This window comes from Mycobacterium venezuelense (assembly GCF_054919535.1).
On sequence record NZ_JBONDW010000031.1, the window covers coordinates 38,401 to 61,802 of the forward strand.

General features: G+C 62.1%; 1 protein-coding gene. It reads right to left on the bottom strand.

Annotation, left to right across the window (positions count from 1 at the left end; genetic code table 11):
- Positions 1 to 115: 115 nt before the first annotated feature.
- Positions 116 to 22,921, bottom strand: a complete 22,806-nt coding sequence (locus ACRCUN_RS32170) for a toxin glutamine deamidase domain-containing protein (protein WP_462145658.1) — start codon at positions 22,919 to 22,921, stop codon at positions 116 to 118.
- Positions 22,922 to 23,402 lie beyond the last annotated feature (481 nt).

Consider the following 23,402-nt stretch of genomic DNA (forward strand, 5'->3'; position numbering starts at 1 on the left):
GCTGAATGTTCGTGTTCTGCTCGATCGACGTGCCGCCGAGTTCGGTCGTGTCATTTTTGGTGGCTACCGTGTCGGCATGCCATGGTTGCCTCAGCGCATCGAATCGGAATGCGTACTAGACAGGCTGATCAACCACCTTCACTATCACATCGGCCAGGAAGTTTCGGCTGTCGGTGGACTTTCGAACTTTCAACACCAGCAATGTCTGTCCCCGAGGCAGGATCACTTCCCTTTCGACGTGCGCAAATCCGCTCGACGAGAGTCGATTTCCGTCAGGTGCGCCACCGACGTAGATTCCCCGTTGACCGGGCATCATGGTATAGATCACGCGCACACGTCCCGGGTATCCGGGCATCGTCGACAGCGAAGCCGACGTGAATGCTCGTGACACATAGGTCGCACCTTCGAGTCTCTTCAAATCTTTGATGTGGGTTCTGGAAAACTCTGAGCCAAGGCTGTTTTCGTTGAACTCCAACGCCGTCGTGGCACGGGTGACCACAGTAAATTCCGCAAACCGGCTTGTACGCATCGCAGCATCAAGGTCCTCCAGGCCAGCAGGACCATCTCCGACTCCGTAATGCAGCCAGGCGTTGAACCCCTTGGATTCCTTACCAGTGTAGGCACGGATACTCGCCAATTGCCGTGAATCCCAATGTGATTCGTGTTGTGGAGTCATCGAGCTTCCGAAGGCTTGCCAGTCCGCCGTGTCATCCGCGCGGAAGTAGTGCGGGTTTCCTTCAGAGCCCACCCGCCCACGGCGATCAGGCACCACAATTCGCCCCAACCGCTTGTACTCCGTTCCCGCCGGGTTGACGCGCATTGGTGTGTAGTGCGGATTTGATTTGATTTCAAGCGCTGTAGGGGCCGACAGCGGAACGGGCTCGTTCGGCATATGTTCCGGGCTCATCGCGGTGTACTTTCCGCTTTGGTCGAACATTCCATGCGAGGTTGACTGGTTCGGAATTTCGTCATAGCTTCCGAGCGCCGAATCTGTCGGAGAGCTCACCTCCACGATCACGTCGACCTCGATCCGACTCCGAGGATCGTCCGCCGTTGACTCTCGAACTTCCACCACGCGGAACGTCTGCCCCCGTGGAAGGATGACCTCGCGTTCCTCGTAAGGACTGCCCGATAAGCGGTCGCCGCTGGGCGCACCGTCAACATAGATGCAGCGTTGACCGGGCTTCATCGTCAGTATCAACCGCACCCGCTTAGGAAAGAGCGGGACGGTTGCCAATGACATCGACGGAAACCCCTGCGACACATAAGTCGCGCCGACCAGGGAGCGAAGCTGCTCAACCGTGGCGTTGTGGGAAAACTGAATCTGTCGGCTGTTGGCGTTGAACTCCATCGCCGTGGTTCCTCGGACAACCACAACGTGAACACCAATGGGTTCCTGCGCCGACATCGCCGCGTCGAGCAGCGCAACATCCGCTGGTTCATCGCCATCGCCATGGCGCAGCCATGCGTTGATCTGGTAGCCCGTCTGACCCGTGAAGCGCTTAATCGCGAGCAGCTGCTGCGCATCCAAAAGCGTGTCGTCTTGCGGAGTCATCCAGCAGCCAAAGGTCTTTGAATCAGTGGAGTCCGCCCCAAAGTAATGCGGATTCACCTCTGTGCCTACCGGTGCATCGATATCTGACACCACGCTCTGCCCAAGGCGGCGAAACTCTGTTGATACCGGATTAGCTCGCACCGGTTGGGGTCTCTGCGGCGAGTCGGCTGTAGCGTCCCATCGCTCACCGGCCCGAGATGACGCGGGTTCGGCGACATCGACATCACCTTGATCGGTGCGTGTTGGGGCTGATAGACCGGATTCATCCGCGGCACTCGATGTTTCGCCGGTGACGGTGCTGGGCGCGTTCTGATCGTTGCTACCGTCGGGCAAGCGGAAAGGAATGTCGACGCTCGGCAGTTCCTGCACGTGGTGCGGTTGGACTACGACCTCTACGAGTACATCAACCTCGAATTCGGCCGCCAACGACTTTCGAACCTTCAACACTCGCAATGTCTGACCCCGCGGCAGTATTACCTCACGCTCGCCGCGACGCTGTGACAGTGAGGGGCCGTCGGGGGCACCACCGACGTAGATGCCGCGCTGACCGGGCTTCATCGAGATGATCACCCGCACGGGGTTGAATCGAACCCACGCTGGGATTGTCGACAGCGACGTCGACATATAGCCGTCAAACACATAGGTGGTACTTTCGAGCGCTTTCAGGCGGTCGAGAGAGTCGGATGGCGAGAACTTCAAGTCAGAACCATTGAAATCTCTAGCAGTAGCACCTCTTGTAAGGAGAACCGGCTCCGCGAACGCACTCGACTCGAGGAACGCTTTGTCAAGCAGTCCGATCAACATGGGTTGTTCCACACCCGGATCACGTTCGCGCAGCCATTCATTGACGACTTTGTGGGCATGCAGGCCCGTGTATGCCTGCAGCGCTTTGGCCGCATCCCTGTCTGACCAGCGGTTGACATCCTGCTCGGTCATTGCGCTGCCGTACTCCGCAGCTGCCGTCAAATCATCCGGCCCGAAGAACACCGGGTGGTCGTCGGATCCTCTCGGCGAGAGAATGTTAGGGACGACTTCGGTTCCCAAGGTGTCGTACGGGTCTTTAATCGAATGTCTGCCGGCGTCGGCTGTATGAGCTCCCGGCCGCCGCATGTGCCGTTGCGTCGTGTCCGTGGCGTTCTCGGCGGGATTCAGTGCTGCCAGCGGAGTTTCCGTCGACGGAAGAGCGCGAGAAGACTCATTGGCCGCCACGACCCGCTCGATCGCCTCGTGCAGATGTTGCAGCTCTGCAGGTGTCAGCTTGAAGGCACACAGGTCGTTGAGGGCTTGACCACGCAGATCCGCGGCGTCGAAAATCTGCTTGAGCGCGCCGACGACCGCGCGGGGTCGGACACTGGGATCGGCGCTGTAGGCCTCTGCGATCAGGTGTTCGCCCCGGACTGTCAACACATCTTCGGTGCCATGTACGGCATTCAGATGCGAGCCCGAGACACCTTCGAAGCTCTCGTCGTTTGTGTAAGCAGGCGCGACGACACCTTGCAGCGCCAGCCGGATGCGATCCCATTTGTGGGCGATCGCTTCGGGCGTCGCCGCTTGGGTGTGCAGACTTCGGCTCAGCGCATGCGCATGCACCTGGCTGCTCTGCCAGTCCTGCTCAGTCCAGACCGTCTGATCCTCATTGTTCAGGCCGACCGTGCGCCCGAGCTGATCGGCCCACTGGTCCATTTTACCGGTGTCGATCAGGCTGCTGATCCGGCTGGCGGTCAGCGATACTGTGGCCGGCCAGTGGACTGTCCCTGCTCGAACATCTCGGTTCATTGGGTCGGTCAGTTCAGGACCGACTGGCACGCGCTCGACCGAACTCAGCGGCGCGGGCAGCGGATCACCCAGCTTGCGGAATTCCATTTGGGGCCAGCCAGATCCGTCAAAAACCGGATTGTCCTGTTCGTCGAGCATCGGTACGGTCCGGCCGTACTGCCATGGCTGAGAGTAATGCAACCACCGGTCCGCTTTGTTGCCGGTGTACTCCCTTGCCGAAAGGTATACCGTCGGCATGCCGAGAACAATCTGTGTCTCGAGCGCTCCGCTCTCCTGGCCGATCTGCACGACGTCGCGCAGCTGCCCGAGCCGATGGAAGAACAACGCCTGTTCGGCGCGGGTCAGGCTGTCCCTCTCCCAGAATTTGATCAACGTATCCGTATCGACCGTGTCCAAGACGCCTTCACGACGCCATGATTCGCGCAGTTCCGGACGCCCTGCGAACAGATCATCGCCCACCAGCAGGACTTGCCGCTCGGGCTGCCGAGCCCGCAGCATGTCGAGGATCTGCCGAACGTGCCCTGGGTTGGTGTCCAATTCGGGCCCGCGTTGGCCGAACGGCCGGGTGTCACGAACCCACAGCAGTGTGTACCTCTTTGGGCCACCGGTGCTCTCGTGTGCCGCGATGAATCGGTCCAACACCGAACCTACGCGCGCGCTACGTTCTTCAGCGGTCTTCCCATCACCAAGGAGTGCCTTGACGATGGCTCCCCTCGTTTCGATCGGGCTATCCCGGATGTGGTTCAGCGTGAACAGGTGCGCTCGCAGCCAGCGCGACATTGCCTTACCGGAATGACGATGCTCGCCGGCATACACAATTCGGATGCGATGTGGTTCGACGCCGTAGTCGCTGATAAGGCGAGCCCGGATGAGTAACGCAGAGCGCAGCGGCTGCGCATGCAAATCGAGCAGTTCCCGAGTCAGCTGCGCCGGCGGAATGTCGTTGGTCAACTCGCCCCGCGCCCACCGGGCGAAGGCGACGGCGTTGGCCTCAGCGGCTGTCATGCCCGCGGGCAACTCCCCCAGGTAACTGATGTGCGACTGATGCGCGTCAAGTTTGCTCTCATTGAGCATTTGGTAAGACTGGTAAGCGATTTCGAGCGTCGTACCCGGGTCGGTTACCAGAGCCATGGCGTGTATGTACTGCTCACCGCTCTGTTCTGGGTAGATCCGCAGATGCTTGTCGTCCATGCCGGTGACTTCTGCCGGCGTGCCACAGTGCTTGTTCAGCTCGCGATGCAGCCGCGCAACCATCTCGCGGACGGTCAGCTGAGCGTCCAACATCAGGCGGTCGATATAGCCGTCAAGACTGAGTTCCCGGTGAGACGCGTCGGCAAGTCGGTCCCAGTCCGCTACTTGGTCCGGGTGAGCAATCACCATGGAAACCGGGCCGTCACCCGTGCCCTCGATGATGCGCACGTCCTTCGGTTCAGGCGTGGCTTCGACCTGCCTACCGTCAACCGGTGCCGGCATTCCCACACTCGGATTGCCCATCGAGCGCTCGTGGGCTCGGTCGCGGGCCGCTCGCGGTAGGCCCTGGGTATTGGCGACGTGCCAGGGGTAGATCTCAATGAGAGCATCCTGCTGACTCTGGCTCAACCGCCGCCACCATGTGGCGTTGGCCTGCTCACGCCGCCGCTTCAACTGCCGGTTATTCCGCGGCACATTGACCAATGCGTCGGGTCGCGCAATTCCGCGTTGTCTCAAAGCATCCGCGGCCTCGACAATTCGGGCACGACGTGCGTCAGCACTGTCGCCGGAATGCCCTTTGACGTTACCGATGGCGTCGGCCGGGGTTAGCTGAAGTCGAATGGGAACGTCGACCTCAATGGGCCTGACCGGTACACCATCGGCGTCCACATAGCCGGCAACGGTGCGCGACACCGCATCCTGGCCCCAATACGGTGGCCACCCCGAGCGGTGACCAGTTTCGTCGACGAGGAAGATCTCACCACCCACATTCACTGCGAGGTAGGCGTGTCCGCCGCGTCCCCAACCCGCCCAGCGCGATGCCAAGACGGCTGCCGATCCAGATGGCATGGATCGCAGGGTGTTCGCCACCTCTTCGTAGGTCGCGAATCGCACGCGCGATCCGACTGCTTCGAACAATGCCCGAGCAGGCAGGCCCGCCGCTGTGGGTTTCGTCGCGACAGATATGTTGCGGCCATAGTTGTTTGAGAGCAGCGTGGCGACTCGGTGAGCACAGTTGGTCTCGCCGTGCCCAACCTCCTGCTGGCCGCCGATATGCGTCAGGTACTTCGCGCCGAACCATGGAGTTCCTCGTAGCAGTTTCTTCCCGAGGTCGGGGTGGCCGGGCGCAGTCAGCCGTGCTAGTTCGTCAGGCTCGGGCATACGGGGGTGTGTTGGATCCAGCCTCGTCACCACCTCATCGAGAACCGCCCGTGCATCAGGACCGACCGAGTCCCGAAGCCGCTCAACCGCATCCCGGATGAACTCGCACGACAACTCGAGCGATATGGGATTGGGGTCCCAGGTGTAACCGGATTTTGCCCACACGTACGCGCCGTCGCTCACCGCCGCCAACACGATCCGGTCGACACCGCAGCGGGAGTAGTAGCGCTCAAGTTCTTGCGCCAACGCCGTCGAGAAGCCCTTACCCTGGAAGGCGCTAGCAAAAATCTTGACGGCTCGGTGATAAGCGACGAGGTCACCGTCGTCATGGAAATAGGCCCGCTCAATCTCACCGATCGCTCGGCCGGCGTAGACGATGTCACCGCTCAGGAGAACAGCGTCGTCGACGCCGACACCGTCGACCGGGCCGACTCTTGCACTGATCATCTGGACGCGGTATGGCCCGTACACGCCTGAAAGATCCAGTGCCAGTTGGCGAATCTTGCGCGGGTCGAGGCTGTCGACCACATGCCCCAGCGGATCTGCGAAATCGGTATTGACGCGACGCCGGCCGGGATCTTGGTGGCGGTACCCGCGTTGTGCGCGCGCAAAGTTTGCGCCGTCAGGATGTCCGTGCACGGTGCCGATGGCATCGGCGGCGCCAAACTGCAACTGCGGCGAAACGTCAGCATTAGTGGGTCGGACCGGGCGACCATCGGCGTTCAAATAGCCGACGACTGTCCGCGACACCGCGTCCTGTCCCCAATGCGGAGGCCAACCCGATCGTTGACCGGCTTCGTCGATCAGGAAGATTTCGCCGCCATCGTTGACGGCAAGATAGGCGTGACCACCTCGGTCGAGGCCGGCCCAGCGTGATGCCAACAATGCCGATGATCCAGATGGCATCGCCCGCAACGTGCTGGCAACCTCCGCGTAGCTCACGAAGCGCGGGATCGACCCGACGGCCTCGAACAGCGCGCGCGCCGGTACTCCCTTGTGGGACGGAGCAGCCGAAATATCGAACGAACGCCCGTATCTGTCCGATAGTGCATCGACCACGGATTGCGCACAGTTCGGCGCTCCGGGCTTCGCTGTCGGTAGATCGTTCCCAAGGAACATCGCGGCATGCCAGTCCGCGCCCCGCAGCAGTCGCGCACCCAGATCGGGTTCGGCGTCGGTGGCCAGGTGCGCCAACTCCACTGGTTCGGGCAAACGCGGATGGCTCGCATCCAGCCGCTGCATGACGTCGCCGAGGAGCGCTCGTGCCTCTGAACTTACGCTCGATCGCAAATCGCGTACGGAACCCTTGATCTTCTGCAACGAACTCTGCAGCAGGGCCGGGTCCGGGTTCCAGGTCAGACCCAGTCGAGCCCAGACGTATCCACCGTCATCGTCCCCGGCTGTCAGCACAATCCGATCAACACCCGAACGCTCGTAATACTCGCGTTGGCGCGAAAGGAAGGCACGCGCAAACCCCTGCTGCTTGAATTCATCGCGGAGCCAGAGAGACTCGTGGTGTGCGACCAGGTTGCCATCGCCATCGCGGACGAAAGTCCGCTGAACGCGGCCGGCCAGTCGCGTACCGTCCCGGATGTCGCCGTTAATCAACAAACGGACTGTGTCGCCCAACTCGAGCAATAACGTCCAGTTGAAGTCGACCCGATATGGGCCATACATGCCCGAAAGATCTCGGGCCAACGCTCGAACCTGGTGCTCGTCGCGACTGTCGACCACATCGCCCAAAGGGTCGGCCAAGTTGGTTTCGACTGGACGCGTCGTGGGATCTTTCGCCCGGTAATCCTCCTGGCGCCGCCGACTATCTGCGTCGCCGGCATGACTCCCGGCTTTGCCGACGTGGGGTAGGACACTCGTCTCGTCGGCTCGGTCACGCAACGGGGTGGTGCGATCACTCAGATACTTCACACCGTGCCACTCGGTATCCATCAACAGATCGCTGCCCAGGGAGGGGCGCCCGCGCGTACCGAGGCGGGCCAGCTCAAAGGGTTGCAGCAGCAGCGGGTGATTAGGCGTCAACCATGACAGGATCCGCTCGACGAGTTCATTGGTATCCACGTCTGTACTCGGGTCGTTCTGAATGGTCTCAGCCGACGTTTTTAAGCTATCGAGCGAATCTTGTAGCTTGTCGGGATCGGGACTCCAGGTGAATCCCCAACGCGCCCATACATAGGCACCGTCCCAACGCGCATCCGCCTCCACCCGATCTACGTTGGAACGCTCGTAATAGGGCTGTAGTTGCGAAGCGAGTGCGGTCGCGAAACCCTTGCCCTGCAGGTCTGTTTCGTTGATCTCAATGACATCGTGATAGGCGACCAGCAGCCCGTCGTCGAGGTCACGGCCCAGCACCCATGTGATACGGCCGATCACCCGGGCATCGTGCAGTATTCGGCCACTCATCAGGATTTCGCCGGAACCCCTTGCTACCTCAGCAGTCAGCTCGACGCGATATGGCCCGTACATACCGGACAGATCGTCGGCAAGCTGGCGCGCTTGTTGCGGATCAAGATTATCTACGACCTCATTCGCCGGATCGGCGTAGCGGCTGTCCACTTCCCGAACCACTGGGTCAGTCGCGCGATACTCCGCTTGGAGCTCTAGATATTCCGAATATTTCGGTGCACCTTGCACATTTCCGATGGCCTCGGCGGCGGCGAGCTGTTCGGGACTGCCGTCGAAGGGCAGCACGGGCCGGCCGTTGGCTCTCAAGTATCCGACTGCCGTCCGTGACACGCCGTCATCGCCCCAGTACGGTGGCCAGCCTGAGCGCTCTCCTGTTAACGGGTCCATCAGATAGATCTGGCCGTCGTCCATGACCGCGAGATACGCGTGACCACCTTGATGGGTGCCCCCCGGCCAAGACGACACCAACAACGCCGCAGGACCGGGACCGTCGGGATCACCGGGATTCATCTGCCAAAGCATCGCTTCCACTTCGGCATACGTGGCGAACTCGGCGCGAGAGCCAACTGCCTCGAACAGCGCCTTGGCGGGAACACCTTCGGCGGATGGCGCGGAGTCGAGGGGGATTTCGATGTCATACCTGCTCGACAGAAGTTCGGCGACCCAGTTGGCGCAGTTCTGACTCGGGTGCAACCGCGTGCTCCACAGGTATTGCACGTAATGTAGGCCACTGCCGTCCCCTACCGAACCGGCAAGGTCGAGCAGTTGACGCCCGAGCGAAGGCGCGTCCGAGGTGGCGATAAGCGCGATGTCAGCCGGTTCGGGCAGTCGCTGGTTTGTTGGTTGCAGCAGTTGCACGATTTCGTCAAGGACCCGCGCAGCTTCGTCGTCTAGGCCTGTCCGCAGCTCCGCTGCTGCCTGTCTGAGGTTGCCGAGGGACTCTCGTAGTCGTGTGGGCGTGGGATCCCAGGTGTCGCCGAGCTCGGCGGAAACATACCCGGTGGTTCCGCGCGTGGTCGATACGACACGGCTGATGCCGGAGCGCGTGTAATAGGGCACCAACTGACTTGCCACCGCGTCGGCGAACGCGTCTCCCGGAAAGCTCTCGTCGTCGACGCGTAACACATGGTGTGCCGTGAGATTGCCGTCGGCGTCACGATCGAATGACCAGCTGACCGTCCCCACAGGTTGCGATCGGACGATGATCTCGCCGCCGAGGACGAGGCGGTGGCCGTCAACATCGAAGCCCTCCAGATGGATTCGGAAACCCCCGTAGCTGCCGGACAGGTCGTTGGCCAGTTGGTCGATCACGTCGGGCCGGACTCTGTTGACTACATCATCGACCGGATCCGCGTAACGTGCATCGACCATGTCGATTGCGCGGTCACGATTCCGGTAATCGTGCTGACGATGCTGATAAGCCGGCTCCTCGGGACCGCCCGTGACGTTGCCGATGGCGTCCGCAGCTCCAAGGAAGAACGGAACCTCGACTTTTATCGGACGCAGCGCATGTCCATCGGCATCCAGATAGCCAACGACAGTGCGCGATACCGCATTCTTACCCCACGACGGCGGCCACCCGGACCGCTTCCTTGTGGCGGGGTCGATCAGAAAGAGCTCGCCACCATCGTTGATCGCCAAGTAGGCATGTCCGCCTCCGCGCGAGCCGGACCACCGCGATGCCAGCACCGCCGAAGCCCCATCGCCCAGTCTCCGCAGAGCATTGGTCACTTCGTCGTAAGTGGTGAACTGAGCCCACGATCCCACAGCCTCAAACAGCGCCCGCGCCGGAACTCCAGCGGCTGTGGGGACCGAAGCCACCGCGAACGTGCGGTGGTATCTGGTCGACAACTCAGCAGCAACTCCATGCGCGCAACTGGTGTCCGCAGTGGCCGTAGCATCGCCGGAGCGCTCGAACGGCAACTGGAACTCAGCGTCCGGCGACACTGCCGCCTGAGCCGTATCCGTCCCGTCGAGGTACATGACACCGTGCCAGGCAGTGTCGAGCATGAGCTCCATCCCAAGGTGCGGATGGCTCGCAGTGCTCAGCCGGGCAAGCTCGATTGGCTCGGGCATTTGGGGGTGGCCGACTTGCAACCGCGCGACAATGTTGTCGAGGAGCAGCCGTTCTTGGAGCCCGAGATTTCCGCGTAACTCATTGGCTGACAGCAAGATGCTCTCGAATGATTCGCGCATCCTTGCGTGATCTGGATCCCAGGTGAAGCCCCAGCTGGCCCACGCATAAGCTCCGTCCCGCGTGGCCTCAACCTCTATGCGGTCGACACCAGATCGTGTGTAGTAGGGGAAGAGTTGTGAAGCAAGCGCTTTCGCGAATCCGTTTCCTCGTAGGTCGGAATGCAAGTCGTGGATGTCCACAAGGTCAAAAGACACGACCAGGTTGTCTGCGTCACGGAAGTGGCTGAAATTCACAGTTCCGATGAGCCCGTCGCCGCTCATGATTTCGCCCTCGACACGCACTTTCCCGAGAAACGCTTCGACCCGCGCGGTCAGGTCAAGAGCGTAGGGTCCGTACTTCCCTGACAAGTCTTCGGCGAGCCGGTTCACCTGGCGCGAGTCGAGCGCATCGACCACGTCACCGACCGGGTCCGCGTAGCGGGGGTCGGCCGGCCTAGTGGCACGATCTCCCCCGCGGTACTCCTGCTGCCGGCGCAGATAGTGCTCGGCACCTGTCCGTTCGAACGGCAGCTTCTTCATCAGCTCCGCGGTGACGCCTTCGAGCAGTCTGCGGCCCAGATCGGGCATATCACTCGTGGCTAGACTCGCGATTTCCATCGGCTCTGGCCGCAGGCTATGACCCGGTTCGAGCCGCTGAGCGATTTCCGCAAGAACCGCGCTCGCCTCGGCATCGACAACTGCTGCCAAGCGGCTAGCCGAATGCCTGACTCTCGCCAGCGCCTGTTGCAGTCCGACCGGATTCGAACTCCACGTGAAGCCTTGACGTGCCCAGGTATACGTGCCGCTCTCGTGAGCAGTCAATTCGATCCGATCAACGCCAGAGCTTACGTAATATCGCTCCAGCTCCGTGGTCAACGCTGTGGCGAAGCCCTTACCACGTAAGTGCTGATAGTCGTCGTTGATTTTCAACCCGGTGTGATGAGCAACAAGTCTGCCTCGTTCATCACGGCCGAACCATCGGCGGACCGTCCCGATCTGCTCTTCACCATCAAAGATATTGCCATCGAGATAAACTCGTGCGGTCGACGAGAATAGGACCCCGTTGAAACCAACACGGTAGGGCCCGTAGAAACCTGATAGGTCATCGGCGAACTGCCGGACTTGTTCCTCGTCAAGGCTATCGAGCACTTTCGCCAGTGAGTCGGCGAAGGTCGTGTCTACCGAGCGAGTAGTCCGGTCCTGGGTTCGATACGCCGCTCGCCTGCGCACGACATCGGCGCTCCTATCGGAATGGCCTCGGACGTCGCCGACGGCGTCTGCTGGTGCCAGCCGCAGGCTGCTAGTCGGCAGAGGATTGACCGCATCACCGTCAACACTGAGGTACCCAACCGCGGTCAACGCCACCTGCGAGCGCCACCGGGGCGGCCACGGCAACCGCTGACCATCCGAGTCGATCAGATAGACCCGACCGCCGTCATTGACCGTCAAATAGGCATGGCCAAACTCTCCTTCTCGCCACGAGGACACCACCACCGCTGATGAACCATGCCCCAAGCCCAATAGCGTGTCCTCGATCTCCTTGAACGAGGCGAATCGCGCATCCGATCCCACCTCCTCAAATAGCGTGCGGGCCGCCACGCCTTGCGCCGCAGTCACCGCTCTAATCTCGAACTCACGTTCGTACCGGTCCGACAGCAGGTCCGCAACCCGCACTGCGCAGTTTTCGCCTTCGGGATGCATGCGATTGGGATCGGTAGCGAAAGACAATTCGGATGCATTGATGGTCGACACTTCGTCAACAACATCACGGCCCGAATTCGAAGGCTGTTGCGTAAGTTTCCCATCGCCAGCGATTCGTGCCGGAGCATCCCCGCCGTAATCGAAAAGTGTGACATCACGAACATGTGCATCCAAGCCGGACCGCATCGCATACGCCACAGCCACCGCAACGTCGCCGTTATCGACGACGACTCGACTGACAAATGGCTGGGTGGCTTGCCCCTGACTCTCAGCCAGTGCACCGCGGCCGGCGATGAACGCCGCGATGTCGCTGTGCAGGATTGCGCCGGTGATGTCCGGCGATTCGGCACCGTGCTGAGCGCTGAAACCGATCCAGGCGATAGACGCCACGGAAGTCGTAGGTTCGTCCTGAATACTCTCCAGCACATGATCCAGCGCTCGTTGCAGTACGGAAGTCGATTGCTGATTGCTCAATGCAGCGTCGCCTGCACCGACGTGCCATGTAAGCGATGCGACGGCGAACGGATCAGGCGCGGAACCGAATCCGACGACGAACCGTCCGGGTTCAGGTGTGTTCTGCGACGGGTACGCAAGCAGATACACATGGACCCTGGCCAGAGCCGCACGAATCGTGACCCTGTGCAGCTCGAGCACGAACGATTGAAGTGCATTGGGCCCACCGCTGCGATCACGTGCGTCGTCAACCTGTTCGCTCTCGAGCAGGTCACGCTGCAACGACCAGAGATTCGCATCATTTCGGTGTTCTGCCGAAACTCCCTCGGAATTGCCAATCACCCAGGAATGCAGCGTGATTAGTGTCTGCTGCTGGTGTGGTTCCAGAGCGGCCCACCATGCGGCATTCGCCCGCGCTCGCTCCTGTGCCAGCTCGACGTGGCCAATGGGATTGATCAGCTCATGAATCCGGTCGGTAGCATCCTGCCACGGCAGCAGATCCGGGAACCGCGAGCGCACCGGGTCTTCGGGGACATTGGGTGTCTGCTCGACGGGTGAGCGGACGAGGAAGAGCTCGGTAGCGGCCAGAAGCGTCGCGCCGAGATCAGGTGTGTCCTCGGTGCCAAGCTGCGCCACATCCTGAATCGTTGGGATGTCGACGCCATAGAGCGTGTCGGTGAGGCTCATGAGCGCCTCGATCGCAGCCGGGCTCGTCGACTCATCGCCCGCCATCCGAGCGATCTGACCAAGCAAGCTATCGACTGACGCATCCAGCATCAGCGGGTCCAGAACGTACCCACGGTTCGCGAGGTCGTTCGCAGCTCGCGCACAGAGCTCGACCCGGTTTACACCGGATCTGTCGTAGTACGGTTCCCACAGGTCATACAACGCGCTGATGAATCCTTGCTGTTGAGCCCAAGGCGCCAAATACATGTGCCAGTGGTGGACGACGAGTGATCCGTCGACGCTATAGAACACAAGACGCACGAATTCACCGGCACGGCGCCCATCCTCAGACGTCACGCTGCCGCGCAAGGACAAAACTTGATCGGCCGGCCACGCCGCAGACCGCTCACTGAGATCCAGGTAATGGGCTTCGAATGTCTCTGCGTCGATGACAGATGCCTTGATATCCACCGAGAATGGTCCGTACCGCCCCGATAAATCATCTTCGGTCTGCCGCATCACCTCTGAGGAGCGATGTGTTTGAACCTTGTCCAATACCTCGTTCAAGGGATGAGCGAACCGAATATCGGCGGTGCGCGTCGGTCGGTCTAGTCGACCGAGTGAGTGGATGTGCTCGCTTAGCCGTCCTTCTTCTGCTGCAGCACGCAGAACCGCTGTCCCGTAGCCATACCCGAAGATGTCATTACTGTTGAAGCTGCTGCCGTTTGTCGTTGACGCGTCGCGGCCGGCATTAAATGCGGTGATCGCGCTGTAAAGGCGCCCGCCGACGATGCGAGCCAAGTTAGGTGTGTCGGCACGATCGCCGTCATGACCGATCCAGGCCGTCGAAGTCACCGCTGTGGTCGGATCCGACACCTGCCTCTCTACAAGGTAACTCAGTGCAAGGTGCATGCCGGCGCCCAGTAGTTCGTCGCTGTGCATCGACACGCTCACACCGACATGCCAAACGACCGAATCCGCGGTGTAGGGATCGGCACCGAACGCGACCGCGACGCGGCCGTCACCGCCAAACTCCGCGGGATCGAATGCCAGCAGGTACATCGCCAGCCCGGCCCGTTGTGCGGCAAGCTCGGCCTCGGCCAGGCTATGCGCCACCAGGGCAAAGCGTGCCGCTGCGACCTCGTCACCGTCGCCGAAGCTCTCCTCGCCTTTCTGCAACGTGATGCGATTTGCCTTGTCGCGGTCGGTTGCAGGAATGCCCTCAGAATTTCCGATCTGCTGTGGGTATGTCTCGACAAGTGCCAGTTTTTCGGCATGGGACAGCCCAGCCCACCAGGCGGCATTGTCTCGAGCCCGCGCCACAGCGACCTCAGCAACGTCCAACGGATTGCGCAGCGCTTCGGCAGCTGCGATGCCTCGGCGCGTCAAGCCCGCGTCTGCCAGTCTGGAAACAGCGTCCGTCAGCTCGCCCCCACCTGGATGGCCTTTGACCAACCCGATCGCATCTGCCGGTGCCAGCCGCAGGCTGCTATTCGGTACGGGATTCACCGCCTCACCGTCGGCATTGAGGTAACCAACAGCGGTCAGTCCGACCTGTAGTCGCCAAGCAGGCGGCCACGGCGACGCCTGACCATCCGGACCGATCAGACGAACCCGACCGCCGTCATTGACGGCCAAATAGGCATGACCGAACTTGCCATTGACCCACGACGATGCCAAAACTGCAGACGCACCACGACCAAGGCTGCGCAGCTCAGCTTCCACGTCGCCGAAAGTGGCGAATTGCGCATCTGACCCCACAGCTTCGAACAACGCCCGCGCCGGCACACCCGCAGCCGAAGGCAGTGCCCCGACAACAAATTTGCGCCCGTACCGATCCGACACCAGTTCGGCAACCCGCAGCGCACAGTTTTCGCCCGCCGGATGCACACCGTCTAAATCACCGGCGAAGGACGATTCGGCCCTGACGATCGCCAGCTCCTGGTCGACCACGTCGCCACCCGACATCGGTTGTCGCTGTGCGATGTCCGACACCATCGGCACAGCGGACAGGCGGTAGTAGCGATCCAGAACGTCGAGCAGCGCCGCATAGGCGTCACGGTCGGTGTGGGATTCGAAACCGACGAGTTCGTGATATACCGCCGGCGCCCCACCCTGGCTCCGCTCGACCAGAATCCGCAAACCGCCCACCTCGCCGCTGCCGGCTGACCACACCGTGCTGGTCAACCGCAACGACGACGGTGTCAGATCGGCGAGAACGAAACGCGCACTCCACAGACCATTCTTGCCGCATCGGCCCGACAGGTCCGTAGCCAACTGGAATGCCACCGCCGGGTCAACAGACCCATCCGCCCGGCGTGCACTCAGAACCACGTCGAGCCGATCGGCAAACCGCGGATCGATCCGACGCTGCGACACATCCTGAATCCGATACGTCGCCCGACCCACATCACCATCAACCGGAATCTCAACCACCCGTGCGTGTCCCGGTATCTGATTCCATTGCGATGCCGCACCGCCGAACAGACTGAACGCTCTGTCGGGCGCGTCGATCAGCCGAACGCGATCGATATGAGCCGGCAGTCCGTTGCGCCAAGCATGTCCGAGCACCAAAGCGCCGCCACCGTAACCAACGACCACGTTGTGCGGTGACCGGCTGCCGGACAACGCATTACGTCCGGACGCGAACGCAGCGATATCACTGGTCAGGACGGCTCCCGCGACATCGGCAAGATCGTGGGCGTCGGGAAGACCTGCGTTGGCGGTACGGTAGCCGATCCAGGCGACGGAGGCCACCGGCTCATCGCCTGGTGCAGAATTCACGTACCGCAAAGCTTCGGCCATAGCAGCATCCAACGACGCAACCATCGGCTGCCGCATTGCCGGCACGTGCCAGGAAACCTCTTCTGCGGTATCTGCGTCGGCGAAGCTGACCATGACGCGGGCATCGCGACCCGACTCGTGCGGATCGTATGCCAGCAGGTAGGTGTTGACCTTGATCTGCCTAGCCCGCAGATCAACTGCTTCGAGAGCCACAACCACCTGCTCGGCAGCGGTAAGAGACTCACCTCGATCGCGTTTAGCCTGCAATCGCAGGACATCACCACCCGAATCGCGGTCCAGGGACATGCGGTTCAGTTGGTCACGAATTTCAGCCGGAATGCCTTCGGCATTGCCAATCGATCGCGGGTACGTCTCCATGACAGCGACTCTTTGGTGGTCGGTCAGATCGGCCCACCAACGGGCGTTGGCGCGTGCTCGCGCACATGCAAGCTCGGTCTGCCCCCATGGGCTGATGAGCTCCGTGCCGGCGAGCGCAGGCCGCTGCCCCGGCGTTCGACGTGCCAGGGCCTCCTCGGCTACCCGGCGAAGATCGTCACCGCGATCTTCCTGTTCGACATCCGAAGTTTGGGGCACTCGCACGTTATCCTGCGGTACTGCGTGTTTCGGTCGGACGATGAACTCGATGACGTCGCCATCGGTCGGATGCGCGGATACTCCGAACAGGTCACGCACCGCGGCATCCGCCCCGACCAGTCGGATCTCGTGTACCCGAGAATCGAGGCCGGCTTGCCACGCGTTTGCGACGATCGTGGACCCGTCGCCGTGTCCCACGATCACGTTGTTTGTGAATTCGATATCTCCGGCGGCGGCGCCACGGCCCGCGTTGAACGCAACAACATCTCGGTCAAGGACCGCACCGGCGTCGTGCGCTGTGCCGATGCCGGCAGGACCGGTGCGGATCCAGGCGATGACAGCCATGGGGGTGGGATTCTGAAAATCAGTGGGAGAGTGGGTTGCCGGATCAAGCAAGGCTGCCATCGGGTCGTGCATGGGTGCCACATGCCAAGCAACCTCCGCCGCCGCATACGGATCACCGAACGCGACAACAGCGTGCACGACGCCAGTCCGGTCACGTTCATAGGACAGCAGGTAAACGTTTTCCCCGCCCTGTCGGGTGGCTCTGCTCAGTGCGTCGTGAAACTTGTCGAGCTCGGCCAGTGCCTCCCGCTCGGAGGTACTGAGTGCCCCTCCACTGTCGAGCACTGTCCACAGTCGTGCGCGGTCGGCGAACAGTAATGTCCGGTTGACCTGGTCACGGTCCGCAGTCGGGATGCCCTCCGCGCGACCGATCGTCCGCGGATAGCTCCTGAACAGCGCAAGCTTCTCTTTGCCTGACAGTTGTGCCCACCACGCGGCGTTGTCTCGGGCGCGCGCGCGGGCAACCTCCAGATCGCGTACCGGTGTGGCGATGTCGGCGAGTGCGCGTGCCGGGGGCAGCCCCGCCACGCGCCGCGCCAACGCTGCGTCGGCAACGGCGCGGACATTCTCCTCGGGTGTTCCTTGGACGTCACCCACGATGTCAGCCGCTCTGAGCGCAAGCTGCAGGGGCACGTCTCCGAGCGGCCGCATCGGTTGACCAGCAGCGTCGAGGTACCCGACTGCGATGTGGCTGACGGCGTCTTCCCCCCAATACGGCGGCCAACCGGATCGCTCACCCGTGCGCCCGTCAATCAGGAACAACGCACCGCCGTCGTTGACGGCCAAATAGGCATGGCCGCCTTGTCTCCCCTCCGACCACCGCGACGCCAACACCGCCGAAGACCCATCTCCAAGGTCTAGAAGGCATTGCCCGGCTTCGGAATACGATGCAAACTCGGCTTGCGTACCCAAAGCTTCGTATAGTGCCCACGCAGGGGTTCCATGGGCTGAATGGGCCGATTTCAGACTGATCTCACGGTCGTAGCGCGCCGCCAACTCCTCAACGACCCGGTGCGCACAGTCACTACGCGGATGAGCCGCCACCTCGTTGGGAACCGGGCGCGGCAGATGCCGGATGAAATACACGGATGTTTCACTCAGCAATCGCTGACCGAGATCAGGCTCGGCAGGGGTAGCGAGATTCGCGAGGTCGATCGGCTCGGGCGGCTCGGAACTGCCGGGATCCAACCGTTCGAGAACAGAGGAAAGGACGTCGCGCCCTTCGTCGCTGAGTCGGTTCGGTCCGCGCAGCGCCAACAGCGCGCTTGCCGAGTTCTTGATGCTGTTGAACGACGATAATAAATGTTCCGTAGCCCAGGTGAATCCGCGTCGCGACCAAGCGTATGTGCCCTGGTTCTCCGACACCAGAAGGATGCGATCGACACCTGAACGGACGTAGTAGCGCTCGAGCTCAGCGGTCAAGACCTTCGCGAAGCCTTTTCCCCTCAACTCCGCGAAGGCCGGTGTGACTTCCAACCCGATGTGGCGGGCGACAAGCCTGCCGTCACGGTCGTAGGAGAAGCGCCGCTGCACGGTTCCGATCCGGTCATCACCGAATAAGATGTCGCCCCTGAGGTAGACGCTCCCGGCGATCTCCGAACTTTCGAACGCCACCCGGTAGAGCCCATATACACCGGATAGGTCCTCGGCCAATTGACGGAGCTGATCCTGATCCGGGTTCTCGACCACCTCACGCAGCGGAACCGCGAATCGCGTGTCCACAACCCGGGTTTTTCGATCTTTCGGTGCCCGATACGCATCCTGTTTGAGGAAAAACTCACGTTCGGCTCGACGTCCCTGGACGTCACCGATTGCGTCAGCAGCTGCCAACCGGAGACTACCCGGAGTCAGGGGGTCGGTCGGATTGCCTTGGCCATCAAGGTAACCGACAGCAGTGAGGGCGACCTGAAGCCGCCACGAAGGTGGCCATGGCGACCGTCGTCCGCCGGGACCAACAAGGTAGATGGTGCCGCCATCGTTGATCGCAAGGTACGCGTGTCCCCCTTGCACATTGGCCCATGACGACACCACCACCGCCGATGCCCCGCTACCCGCCCGCAGGAGCTGATTTTCGATCTCGACGAAAGTTGCAAACTTGGCTTCGGACCGCACGGCTTCGAACAAGGTTCGCGCGGGTACACCTGTCGGGGACGACGCCGTCGGCACCACGAATTCACGGCCATACCGCTCAGACAGCTCCGCCGCGGCACGGTGCGCGCAACCGCCATACGCGCCGTGCCGAACCTCGGCGATCGAAAAGTCCTCTGGCGCCGCGTCTATCGGTCCGATGCCGCCGTCCCACACCGTCGATACCTCAGACATGCGGTAGTAGCGGTCCAAATCGGCCAGAAGCACTCCAACATCCCATCGGAACTCTGGCCGGCGAAGCAGGAGATGGTGGTACACCACGAGGCCGCCATCGCGATCCCTCTTCACCAGAATTTGGATGTCGCCCACCGAGTCGCCCTCGTGGTTCTGAAGCGCGGCGTCGAGCAGCAAGGATGATTCGTGGAGATCGGCGAAGCCGAATCGGACACTCAACGACCCGTAGCGGCCAGATAGGTCTTCCGCGAGTTGGTCACCGGCTCTACTATCCGGAGAACCGTCGGCTTCACGGGCGGCGAGGATATCTGAGAGCCTCGGAAGCAGCACTGGCTCAATCCGGCGGTGAGCAATGTCCTGCGCTCGGTACGTCGCCCGTGCAGCATCGGTAGCTACGGGGATCTCGACGACGCGCCTGGCCTCGGACCGGTAACTCAGCTTCGGTGCCGCACTTCCGAACAGTCGGAATGCCGCCTCAGGTGACTTGTACAGCCGAGCGATTCGAATGTGGTTCGTCAGCCCGCTATCCCACGCATTGCCGATGATCAACGCACCGTTGCCGTAACCAGCGACGACATTGCTCGCGACTTGGTTGGCGGATCCGCGGCCCGCGTCGCGGGCGGCGCTGAAGGCGGCGACATCGCCATGCAGAACCACGCCTGCCGCATACGCCACAGTGTCGTTATCCGCTTCAGCGAAGCTGCTCGGTACGCGGTGACCGATCCAGGCAATCGCGGCTACCGGGAGCGTCGGATTACGCCTCCGGTTGGACCACAAGTCGGTGAGGGCAGCCTGCATCGCCGGGGCAAAGGCGATGACCGCGGGGCGCTGAATAGCCGGCACATGCCACGTAACCTCCTGCGCCATGTCAGGATTGCCGAAGCTGACCAAGACCCGTACGTCGTCACCAGACACAAGAGGGTCGTACGCCAGCAGATAGACGTCTACGCGGTTTTCTTTGGCTCGCGACTCGGCCGCTGCGAATTCCTGTGCAACCTGTTGAACTCGGGTGAGCATTTCGGAGTCTTCAGTCGGTGCTGGACGTCTGTGTTGATCGGCTGCCAATGCCTGCCGGTTCGCCTTATCGCGGGCAGTCGCCGGTATGCCATCGGCATTGCCGATCGACCCCGGATACGTCTGGATGAGGGCGTCGATGGCCGCGTCCGACAACTCGGCCCACCATACGGCGTTTGCCTGTGCGCGTGAGCGGGAAAGTTCGACCAGGCCTAGGGGATGGCGTAACTCGGCAGCAGCCGATGTCGCGTCGAGCATCGGAAAGCGTTGCCTAAGAGCGGCATCGGCGACCGCGCGCAGATTGTCATCGAGGTTCCCCTGAACGTCACCCACGGCGTCTGCAGCGGCGAGGGCCACATGTGAAGGAGAGTCACCTTGTGGTCGCAGCGGTTCACCGTTGGCATCCAGATAGCCGACCGCGGTCACATCGACTGCGTTCTGACCCCAGTGCGGCGGCCAACCCGACCGCTCGCCGGTGCGCCCGTCGATGAGGAACAGCGCACCTCCGTCGTTGACCGCCAGATAGGCATGGCCCCCTTGACGCCCACCGGACCACCGCGACGCCAGCACCGCCGAAGCACCATCACCGAGTTGCAGAAGTCGTTGTTGCACTTCGAAGTATGTCGTGAACTCGGCCCGAGACCCGATTGCCGCGAACAAAGCCCACGCCGGTATCCCTCGAGGCGAACGAGCCATCTCAATGCGGAACTCGCGCACATATCGTGCCGACAGCTGCTCGAGAACCCGTTGTGCACAGCCGGTACGAGAGTCTGCAGCACCTCCGAGCCAGCGTCGCACCCTCGCGACAACACCGGGCTTCTCACCGAGAGCGCCAGCCGGAAGGTGCCGGACAAGGAACACGGTCGAGCCCCGCAGCAATCGCTGCCCGAGGTCGGGTTCGCCTGGTGCGGAGAGGGCCGCCAGATCGATCGGCTCGGGCAACTCGGCATGGTGGACGCGCAGGCGCTTCTCCAGGTCGGTAAGAACTGCACGTGCCGCGTCATTGACACGCGGTGCCAACTGTTGTGCCGAGTCCCTGATGTTGCTAAGCGAACACCGGAGGCTGTCGCCGTCCATGTTCCAGCCGAAGCCACGGCGTGCCCACACGTAGGCCCCCGCGCCTTCGGCATCAAGGACGATGCGGGCAACACCAGAGTGCACGTAATATCGTTCCAGCTCGGCTGTCAGCGCCTTCGCGAACCCCTTGCCTCGGTGATGCTCGGCGATCACCAAACTGTCATGATGAGCGACGATGTCGGCCCTCGCACCGCGGTTATACCGCCGAATAACCCGACCGATCACCTCGCTGCCATGGCGAATCGCGCCGTCGAGGACGATCTCGCCGTGGAGCACAGATCCTGCGAATGCGACGTCGTAGGGCCCGTAGAAGCCCGAAAGGTCCTGCGCGAGTTGCCTGATACTTTCCGGTGACGGGTCGGCAAGTAACTCATCCAACGGTTCGGCATACCGGCTGTCGGCAGTACGAGTCGCTGGATCCTGCGCGCGGTAGTCCGCTTGTCGTCGAGTGAAGTCCGGGTCTACCTGATGGCCCTTGACCTTTCCTACCGAATCGGCGGCAATCAGTTGCAACTCCGCAAGCTCGTCGACCAGCCGATTTACCGGGGTTCCAGCAGCACTGAGATAGCCTGCCGCCGTGCGGGTGACCTCACCCCAATACGGCGGCCACCCTGAACGCCCGCCCTCCGGGTCGATCAGGAAGATGTCACCACCGTCGTTGACCGCGAGATACGCGTGGCCTCCGCGACGATCACCGCCGGCCCAGCGTGATGCCAACACCGCCGATGCGCCGTCACCTAATTCGCGCAGCATGTCGGCCACTTCTCCGTACGTCACGAAACGCGGTACGGCCCCGACAGCGACGAACAGTGAGCGCGCAGGAACCCCTCTGGGTGATGGCGCCGCATCGATGTGGAATTCACGACGGTAACGGTCCGACAACTCGGCCGCCACAACGTGTGCGCAGTCGTGTTCGGCACTCCAGTTATTCGCCGTGCTGTCATGCAAATGCTTGGCGGCGTACCACTCGGTGCCGCGCATCAGGCGGCGTCCCAGATCGGGTTCTGCGGCGGTGGCGAGATCTGCCAGCTCGATGGGCTCTGGTAGTCGCGCGCTGTCCGGTTGCAGACTTTCGACAATGTCGTGGAGGATCGTCCGTGCGTCGTCGCTGACCGCAGTCTTGGCAAGACGACCAGCCGCCGACCTGATGTTCTGCAATGAGCGCTTCAGTAGCACCGGCTCCGAGTTCCACGTGAATCCGCGACGAGCCCAGGCGTAGCCACCGTCTTTTCCGGCAGTCAACTCGATGCGATCGACACCTGACTGGGTGTAGTAACGCTCCAGCTCGACCACCAGCGCTTTGGAAAATCCCTGGCCTCTCAGCGATTTGAACTCGCGTTCGATCTCAAGCCCACCGTGGGCGGCGACGAGATTGCCCTCCGGATCGCGAAAGAAGTCCGCACTGACGTCGCCGATCTTCTGATCGCCATGCAGGATGTCACCTTCTAGACGTATGCCCCCGGTGATCACAGAACCGTAGAACTGAATCCGATGCGGCCCGTAACGGCCGGACAGGTCGGAAGCGACCCGCGCGATCTGCTGCGCGTCACGGGAATCCACCACACCGACGAGCGACGGTGCAAAGCGGGTGTCGACCTGACGTGTGGCGGGGTCTTGTGCCCGATAGTTCACCTGTTCCGATATGTCGGGTTCCGGATGGCCCTGAACCGCACCGATTTCATCGGCCACCGACAACGGGTCATACCTGGCCGCGCTGGGGGTGTCAGCCTTCCGGGCCGCGACGGTCGCCGCCGCTTCGGAGGAGGGGGCCGCAGCGGCTGAACCGGTTGGGCTGTCCGGTCTTTCGGCTGGTTTCGCGGTGCTTCGTCGGGGCGCCGGTGTGTCAACGGGTGAATCTAGGCCTGCTCGCGCCGCGGCTGCGTTGGCGAGCGCGGCCGCCCCCGGGCTGCCCGCCGGTGAAGACTGAACAACTGTCGGAGTGACGACCGGATCGGCCTGCTCGCTGCCAGTTGATGCAGTGGATTCTGTGATCGCCGGCGGGGTAGCTGAGGGTTCTGCGGCCGCTGCGGCAGTGACCGTGTCGGCTTGCCCCTCGGGGACAGACCATCCATGGTCATCGTCGACCACACTCGCGCTTGCCGGAACAGCGTCGACGGTCTCGGCATCGGGTGCCGTCCCAGCGGATGGCGGCGATGCGTGACCAACGACT